Source organism: Nostoc sp., from assembly GCF_036917775.1.
In the GTDB taxonomy this organism is placed as follows: Bacteria; Cyanobacteriota; Cyanobacteriia; order Cyanobacteriales; family Nostocaceae; genus Nostoc.
In genome coordinates, this window is the sequence record NZ_JBALEQ010000033.1 from 1 (window position 1) to 7511 (window position 7511).

Consider the following 7511-nt stretch of genomic DNA (forward strand, 5'->3'; position numbering starts at 1 on the left):
TTGGCATTACCACTAAACCCATTAATTGGGGTAAACACGATGAAATCATCTGTCGAGTTGCCCGGAGTGCCGTTATTATTCAACACAGCAGTACCGTTGGTTGCACCACTAACGCCAGTAATGCTGAGGCTAGTGCTATCGATGTCGGTATCATTAGCTAGCAGAGTAGTAGCAAGGATGGTTACAGCAGTATCAAAACCAGTAGTTAGGCGATCGTTAACGGCAATGGGTGCATTGTTAACGGGCTTCACGTTGAGGTTGAAAGTATTAGTAATGCTACCGCCATTGCCATCACTAACAGTGAAAGTGAAGCTGTCAGTGCCGTTGAAGTTGGCATTGGGGGTGTAAATGAAGAAGTCGTCGCTGGGGTTGTCTGGAGTGTTGTTGTCGTTGAGTGACAATGTGCCGTTAGTGGGGTTAGTGAAGTCACTAATGGTTAAGGTATCGCCTTCAATATCTGTATATCTACGTAGGATATTGCTAGCAAGGATGTTAACGGCGGTATCTTCGTTAGTCGTAGCGGCAGTCTGAAAGCCAAACACCACGTAGCTTGACCCTGCATAAGCCTGACCGTTGGGGGAGGCACCTGTTGCACCGATAATCAGGTCATCAAAGCCGTCGCCGTTGATGTCACCCGCACTGCTAACAGAAAAACCTGAGTTGTCACCCTCAGCAATGCCGTTAATCACAAAGCCGTTGCTGCCATTCAGGGTTGAGAGGTTGAATTGGGCATCAAAGCCACTATTGCTGCCAAACACCACGTAGCTTGACCCTGCATAAGCCTGACCGTTGGGGTCGGCACTATTTGCCCCGATAATCAGGTCATCAAAGCCGTCGCCGTTGACATCCCCCGCACTGCTAACAGAACCGCCTGATCTGTCATTTTGATCAATGCCGTTAATCACAAAGCCGTTGCTGCCATTCAGGGTTGAGAGGTTGAGTTGGGCATCAAAGCCACTATTGCTGCCAAACACCACGTAGCTTGACCCTGCATAAGCCTGACCGTTGGGGTCGGCATATCTTGCCCCGATAATCAGGTCATCAAAGCCGTCGCCGTTGATATCCCCCGCACTGCTGACAGAACCGCCTGACAAGTCATACGCAGCAATGCCGTTAATCACAAAGCCGTTGCTGCCATTCAGGGATGAGAGGTTGAATTGGGCATCAAAGCCACTATTGCTGCCAAACACCACGTAGCTTGATCCTGCATTCCACTGACCATTGGGGTCGGCACCTGTTGCCCCGATAATCAGGTCATCAAAGCCGTCGCCGTTGATGTCACCCGCACTGCTAACAGAACCGCCTGAGAAATCATATTGATCAATGCCGTTAATCACAAAGCCGTTGCTGCCATTCAGGGTTGAGAGGTTGAGTTGGGCATCAAAGCCACTATTGCTGCCAAACACCACGTAGCTTGACCCTGCATTCCACTGACCGTTGGGGGAGAGACTACTTGCCCCGATAATCAGGTCATCAAAGCCGTCGCCGTTGATGTCACCCGCACTGCTAACAGAACCGCCTGACAAGTCATATTGATCAATGCCGTTAATCACAAAGCCGTTGCTGCCATTCAGGGTTGAGAGGTTGAGTTGGGCATCAAAGCCACTATTGCTGCCAAACACCACGTAGCTTGACCCTGCCCTAAACTGACCGTTGGGGGAGGCAAGTCTTGCCCCGATAATCAGGTCATCAAAGCCGTCGCCGTTGATGTCACCCGCACTGTTAACAGAACGGCCTGAGTTGTCACCTTCATCAATGCCGTTAATCACAAAGCCGTTGCTGCCATTCAGGGTTGAGAGGTTGAATTGGGCATCAAAGCCACTATTGCTGCCAAACACCACGTAGCTTGACCCTGCATAAGCCTGACCGTTGGGGTCGGCACTATTTGCACCGATAATCAGGTCATCAAAGCCGTCGCCATTGATGTCCCCCGCACTGCTGACAGATATGCCTGAGTTGTCACCTTCATCAATGCCGTTAATCACAAAGCCGTTGCTGCCATTCAGGGACGAGAGGTTAAAGACTGAAGTAAGCTGAGGTGCGTCATTGACTCCGTTAATGGTCAAGTTTACACTAGCTGTATTACCCAAACTGCCATTGTTGATGGTGTATGTAAAGCTGTCAGTGCCGCTTTCACCAACAGCCAAAACCTCAAATGAAGCATTCGGGTCGTAGGTCAAGCTGCCATTAGCATTAAGGGTAACTAAGGCACCAGAACTCAGAGTAATGGCAGTGCCAACAACAGCTGTCTTACCATCAATAGCTGTTAACGTTAGGAAGTTGCTGTCGTTAGCTAAGACCTCTACGTTAACGGCAGTGTCTTCGTCGGTAATAGCCGTGTCATTAACCGCTAGAGGAGGTTTATTAGTAGGTGTAGGAGATGCAAAACCAAACACCACGTAGCTTGACCCTGCACTATTCTGACCGTTGGGGTCGGCACCTCCTGCCCCGATAATCAGGTCATCAAAGCCGTCGCCGTTGATATCCCCCGCACTGCTAACAGAACGGCCTGAGTTGTCACCCGCATTAATGCCGTTAATCACAAAGCCGTCACTGCCATCCAGGGACGAGAGGTTGAATTGGTCACCAAAGCTACTACTGCGACCAAACACCACGTAGCTTGACCCTGCACCTCCTGCCCCGATAATCAGGTCATCAAAGCCGTCGCCGTTGATGTCACCCGCACTGCTAACAGAAAAACCTGAGTTGTCACCCGCATTAATGCCGTTAATCACAAAGCCGTTGCTGCCATTCAGGGTTGAGAGGTTGAGTTGGGCATCAAAGCTACTACTGCGACCAAACACCACGTAGCTTGACCCTGCACTATTCTGACCGTTGGGGTCGGCATATGTTGCCCCGATAATCAGGTCATCAAAGCCGTCGCCGTTGATGTCACCCGTACTGCTAACAGAACCGCCTGAGTAGTCACCCGCATTAATACCGTTAATCACAAAGCCGTTGCTGCCATTCAGGGTTGAGAGGTTGAGTTGGGCATCAAAGCCACTATTGCTGCCAAACACCACGTAGCTTGACCCTGCACTATTCTGACCGTTGGGGTCGGCATATGTTGCCCCGATAATCAGGTCATCAAAGCCGTCGCCGTTGATGTCACCCGCACTGCTAACAGAACCGCCTGATCTGTCATTTTGATCAATGCCGTTAATCACAAAGCCGTTGCTGCCATTCAGGGATGAGAGGTTGAATTGGGCATCAAAGCCACTATTGCTGCCAAACACCACGTAGCTTGACCCTGACCTATTCTGACCGTTGGGGGAGGCATATATTGCCCCGATAATCAGGTCATCAAAGCCGTCGCCATTGATGTCACCCGCACTGCTAACAGAAAAACCTGAGAAGTCATCCGCATTAATGCCGTTAATCACAAAGCCGTTGCTGCCATTCAGGGTTGAGAGGTTAAGTTGGGCATCAAAGCCACTATTGCTGCCAAACACCACGTAGCTTGACCCTGCCCTAAACTGACCGTTGGGGGAGGCACCAAATGCCCCGATAATCAGGTCATCAAACCCGTCGCCGTTGATGTCACCCGTACTGCTAACAGAACCGCCTGAGAAGTCACCCGCATTAATGCCGTTAATCACAAAGCCGTTGCTGCCATTCAGGGATGAGAGGTTGAGTTGGGCATCAAAGCCACTATTGCTGCCAAACACCACGTAGCTTGACCCTGCACTATTCTGACCGTTGGGGTCGGCATATGTTGCCCCGATAATCAGGTCATCAAAGCCGTCGCCATTGATGTCCCCCGCACTGCTGACAGAACGGCCTGAGTTGTCACCCTCAGCAATGCCGTTAATCACAAAGCCGTTGCTGCCGTTAAGCTCAGATAGATTTAAAACTGCATTAGCCATTGTTGTTGATTCTCCTTATGATTTTTTTGTCGGCTGTAGAAACGTGAAATTTCACGTCTCTCATCCCATCGTCACTATTCGCCGGATTTCATCACTCTTAAAACCGATCGCCATTGGATGACGCACCTCTGGTAGTGCCACTACGTCGTATAATTCCAGTACCGCCCCCTCCATTCGCAGCGAATGCACAATATCCCCGCTTTTCAGGTCAATCACTAATAGCCCACAGCGAGGTTCAGCATTTTTTTGCAATAATTTCTCGTCTAGAGGCAAACCACTAAAAGTCTTGTTGTGCCTGGGCTGAGAAACTCCGACGATCGCAAAGTCGCCATGAAATGCACAACCACGCATATATCCCGGACAAAATGCCACAGGTTCAAAGCTGCCCTGTTTCAAGTCTAGGTAGCCAAAATCTCCTGTCCCAGAGTTGAGTAACCACAGCTTATCTTTATACCACCGAGGCGAATGGGGCATGGAAAGTCCTGTGGTGACTATCTCGTTACTTTCCACATCAATGACGCAACCACCATCGGTCCGCCTGTCCCGCCATCCTTCTGCCACATCCGACTGACTCACAGCAGTGACGTATCTGGGTTGACCATCTCGCATTGCTAATCCGTTGAGATGACACCTGTCTTCTGCTGCCAATTTACTAATAAACGGCGGCTGCCAAAGGGGAATGAAACTTTGGGTTTGACTGACTCTTGCTAAACAGCTAAATAAAGTATTGACAAATATTAGATTCTCTGAATCATTATTTGCTTGAGAATTACTTAGGGCGATATCATGGATATCTAAATCTCCAGTCACATAACTCACTTGGGGCAAATAGACGGCATCGTAGTTGTCGTGAACTTGTCCTGGTTGTAGGGTGTTTTCAAAGCGCCACAGTTGATAAAGCGAACTCATATACAAACTGTTGCCACAGGCATACAAACCCATGCAGCGTTCAAAGGTGCGCTCAAATACTGATAGTTTGCCGCCTTGTTGCAAGCCGATGAAAAATAATTTACCTGCTTGATATGTGGTGAAAGCTAGACTAATATTCTGTTCCAACAGCCAAGGGGTAAACTGCCGTGAGGCATTTATTTCTAAGCTATTAGTTGCAGTTACAGGATTTTGATTCATTGTTTCTACCAGGGAGGAGGATAAAAAATTATCCTATCCCGATGTAGGTTTTTTGCCTCTTCAATTATCTCTTAAGTAGAATCACATAAACTGCTTCACTAAATCTTGAAGATATAACTTTTTGTCAAATCTTATACATTGTCACATAAACATTATATTAACTTTATTTTTTGTCTGAATATATTTTGTTTTCTGATTAAAACTGATGAATACGCATTTTTTTGTTGTTTCATAAATCATTCTGTAGTGATGACTTTTACGAAAATTACATAAGTAAATTTTATCAATAGAAGCTGACGACACCCTGGCGTAAGCAAAAATCAAGTTTATGCAAGCTTTATATAAGGGATTTACAAGAAATAAATTTAGGACTTATGCATCAAGCTATGAAATATAGGGGCAATTCATGAATTGCCCCTACTAATGTGATAGACCATTAGTTTTGACATAATTGTTGAAGTGACCTTGCAACTATAGCCTCATGTGACCATTTTTCAGGATTTGGCACGGACACGGCGGAACTTTGACCTTCATGATCCGCTTTGATTTCTATACCCGAAACTGAGTTTTCAACCAACAACGAAGCAGAATAAACTTGCTCTACTTGCCCCTGTGGTTGATTAGTGATCGCCACTTGTCCTCACATAAACACTTCCCACGCTAAATGCTAAATTTTATTTAGCTACCCAGTAGGAGTTTTCTTTTTCTTATGTGGTTCTGGTCTGCCGATTCAGTAGAACAAGAATTATTTGATTTGTATGCCCCAGCCCTGCAATCGCTCGGCGTAAATTTTAATGACGAGCAACTCCAAGACACTCTAGAAGTAGCAAGCTATGGTTTAGAAGATGCTTTCAGGAGCGCGATTGTTTATATACTCTGGCTCGAAGAAAACCTGAAGCCGATCTACCCAACTGCGATATTAATCGACGCACTTGCAAATCAATGGCGCACCAAGTACTGGAAGCCGGAGTATTTGGAACTTGAACAGTTGCTCTCTCCCGGAAAGCGCTGGTGGAGGGCAGCAGTGGATAAGTGGGGTTACGACGAGCGTAATCAACTGGTTGCAGACATATTTTACGACCACGGGCTGGAATTTATTAAGTTCCGAAATGGTAAAGAAATTCTAGTTGACACTGCTTATAAGTGGGGATGGGAGCGAGTCGCAGATTATGCGTCCCCGTTTTCAGAAAATAATTTCTCACTTCGCGGTATCAATGCAAGGGAATCTTGATCTACATCTTCTGTACAAGAGTAGATAAGTAGCATCAAGCAGCAATCGCTTTAGCTGCACGTTATTCTGAGACAGTGTGAATTCTCTCCCAATCCATCAACTCCCCATCCACAATCGCAATTCCCCACTGGGGAAACTTCGCAGATATGCGTTACCCATAACCCTTGTAGAGACGTAGCACTGCTACGTCAAAACAATTCTTTTTCGGAGATGTCTACTCGACATTCTGTGTTTTGAGCAAACTATGCTTGCAGCACAAAATCAGATGCGGTAAGAGTTGGTGAACCAGTTAGAGTTGCAAATAGTCCACCACTGCCAAAACCATCCGCGCTGCCATTTTGGTTGTAGAACAACTCACCATTTAGAGGATTGTAGACAATTTTTGCCGTGCTAGTCGCTGCTGAACTCGTGATTTGAAAATCAGTGATGTTACTAAAACCAGTTCCAGCAGCAGAAGTAATTGTACTAAAGGTAGTTTTATCCAGTACAATCTTGTCACCTTTGCTGCTTTGGAAGTCAGCGATCGCATCAACACCAACAAAGTCAGCATTGCTGTTGTAAACGAAAATGTCAGCACCGACACCACCAACAAGAATATCATTGCCTTCTCCACCAATGAGAATATCATCGCCTTCACCGCCCCGTAATAGGTCATTTCCACTATTACCATTGATGATGTCGTTACCCTTTTGACCATTAATCACATCATTGGAGTTGTCAAAACCCGCGATGTTATTGTTAAGGTCATTTAGGAAGGTGACGGTATTCTTGTTAAAGAGATTAGTTTGAGTGGAGTTGGCATTGAAGACATCAAAACTGTCAGTTATACTGGTTTGTCCATCAAACAGGATATTACCAATAGCTGGTCGTGAACCATTTGCTGATAAATTATCCAGATTTTCTAATTGGAAGTTTTGCAAGGTAACTTTCGTAGAAGCCGCATCCAAAAAGGTGAGTTCTAAGTTATCACCATTTTGAGTTAATTGCAGATTTCGGGCAGTTAAACCACTACCAATAAATTGCAACGTATCCAGTTGGCTAATCACCGTTGCTGATGGATTTGAGCCAATTCCTGTTCCAGTAAAATCGGCGATAGTGTCATTTCCATCACCAAGGTCCAAGACAAAAGTATCATTACCATTGCCACCAATGATGGTATCATTGCCGTCACCGCCAGCAATCGTATCGCTGCCATTGCCACCGGAGATGTTATCGTTGCCCTCATCACCAGCAATCGTGTCATTGGCATTGCCACCAAGCAACAAGTCATTGCCATTGCCGCCGGA

The 7511-nt window shown here is 46.5% G+C and carries 5 protein-coding genes; 1 reads left to right on the top strand and 4 read right to left on the bottom strand.

The window, feature by feature from the left end; translation table 11 throughout:
* The 3 genes from V7K69_RS05985 to V7K69_RS05995 all read right to left on the bottom strand — a co-directional run.
* Window positions 1-3866: beta strand repeat-containing protein (locus V7K69_RS05985; protein WP_335032281.1), on the bottom strand; the 3866-nt coding region annotated here is incomplete at its 3' end.
* Between the two features lie 60 nt (window positions 3867-3926).
* Window positions 3927-4994 carry a TIGR03032 family protein gene (locus V7K69_RS05990; protein ID WP_335032283.1) on the bottom strand — a complete coding sequence of 356 codons (1068 nt, stop codon included), beginning with the start codon at window positions 4992-4994 and terminating at the stop codon, window positions 3927-3929.
* A 436-nt stretch (window positions 4995-5430) separates the two neighbouring features.
* The gene (locus tag V7K69_RS05995; protein ID WP_335032285.1) at window positions 5431-5628 is read right to left on the bottom strand and encodes a hypothetical protein; all 198 of its coding nucleotides are present in this window, start codon (window positions 5626-5628) and stop codon (window positions 5431-5433) included.
* Window positions 5629-5703: 75 nt separating this feature from the next.
* Here V7K69_RS05995 and V7K69_RS06000 point away from each other — a divergent pair, with 75 nt between their 5' ends.
* The gene (locus tag V7K69_RS06000; RefSeq protein ID WP_335032287.1) at window positions 5704-6225 is read left to right on the top strand and encodes a hypothetical protein; all 522 of its coding nucleotides are present in this window, start codon (window positions 5704-5706) and stop codon (window positions 6223-6225) included.
* Between the two features lie 242 nt (window positions 6226-6467).
* Here the strand turns inward: V7K69_RS06000 and V7K69_RS06005 are convergent.
* Window positions 6468-7511: calcium-binding protein (locus tag V7K69_RS06005; protein ID WP_335032289.1), on the bottom strand; the 1044-nt coding region annotated here is incomplete at its 5' end.

What these genes read in the sequence shown, in the direction of transcription:
- V7K69_RS05990 (WP_335032283.1), bottom strand. Translation starts at nt 4,994, where the DNA reads ATGAATCAAAATCCTGTAACTGCAACTAATAGCTTAGAAATAAATGCC.
- V7K69_RS06000 (WP_335032287.1), top strand. Translation starts at nt 5,704, where the DNA reads ATGTGGTTCTGGTCTGCCGATTCAGTAGAACAAGAATTATTTGATTTG.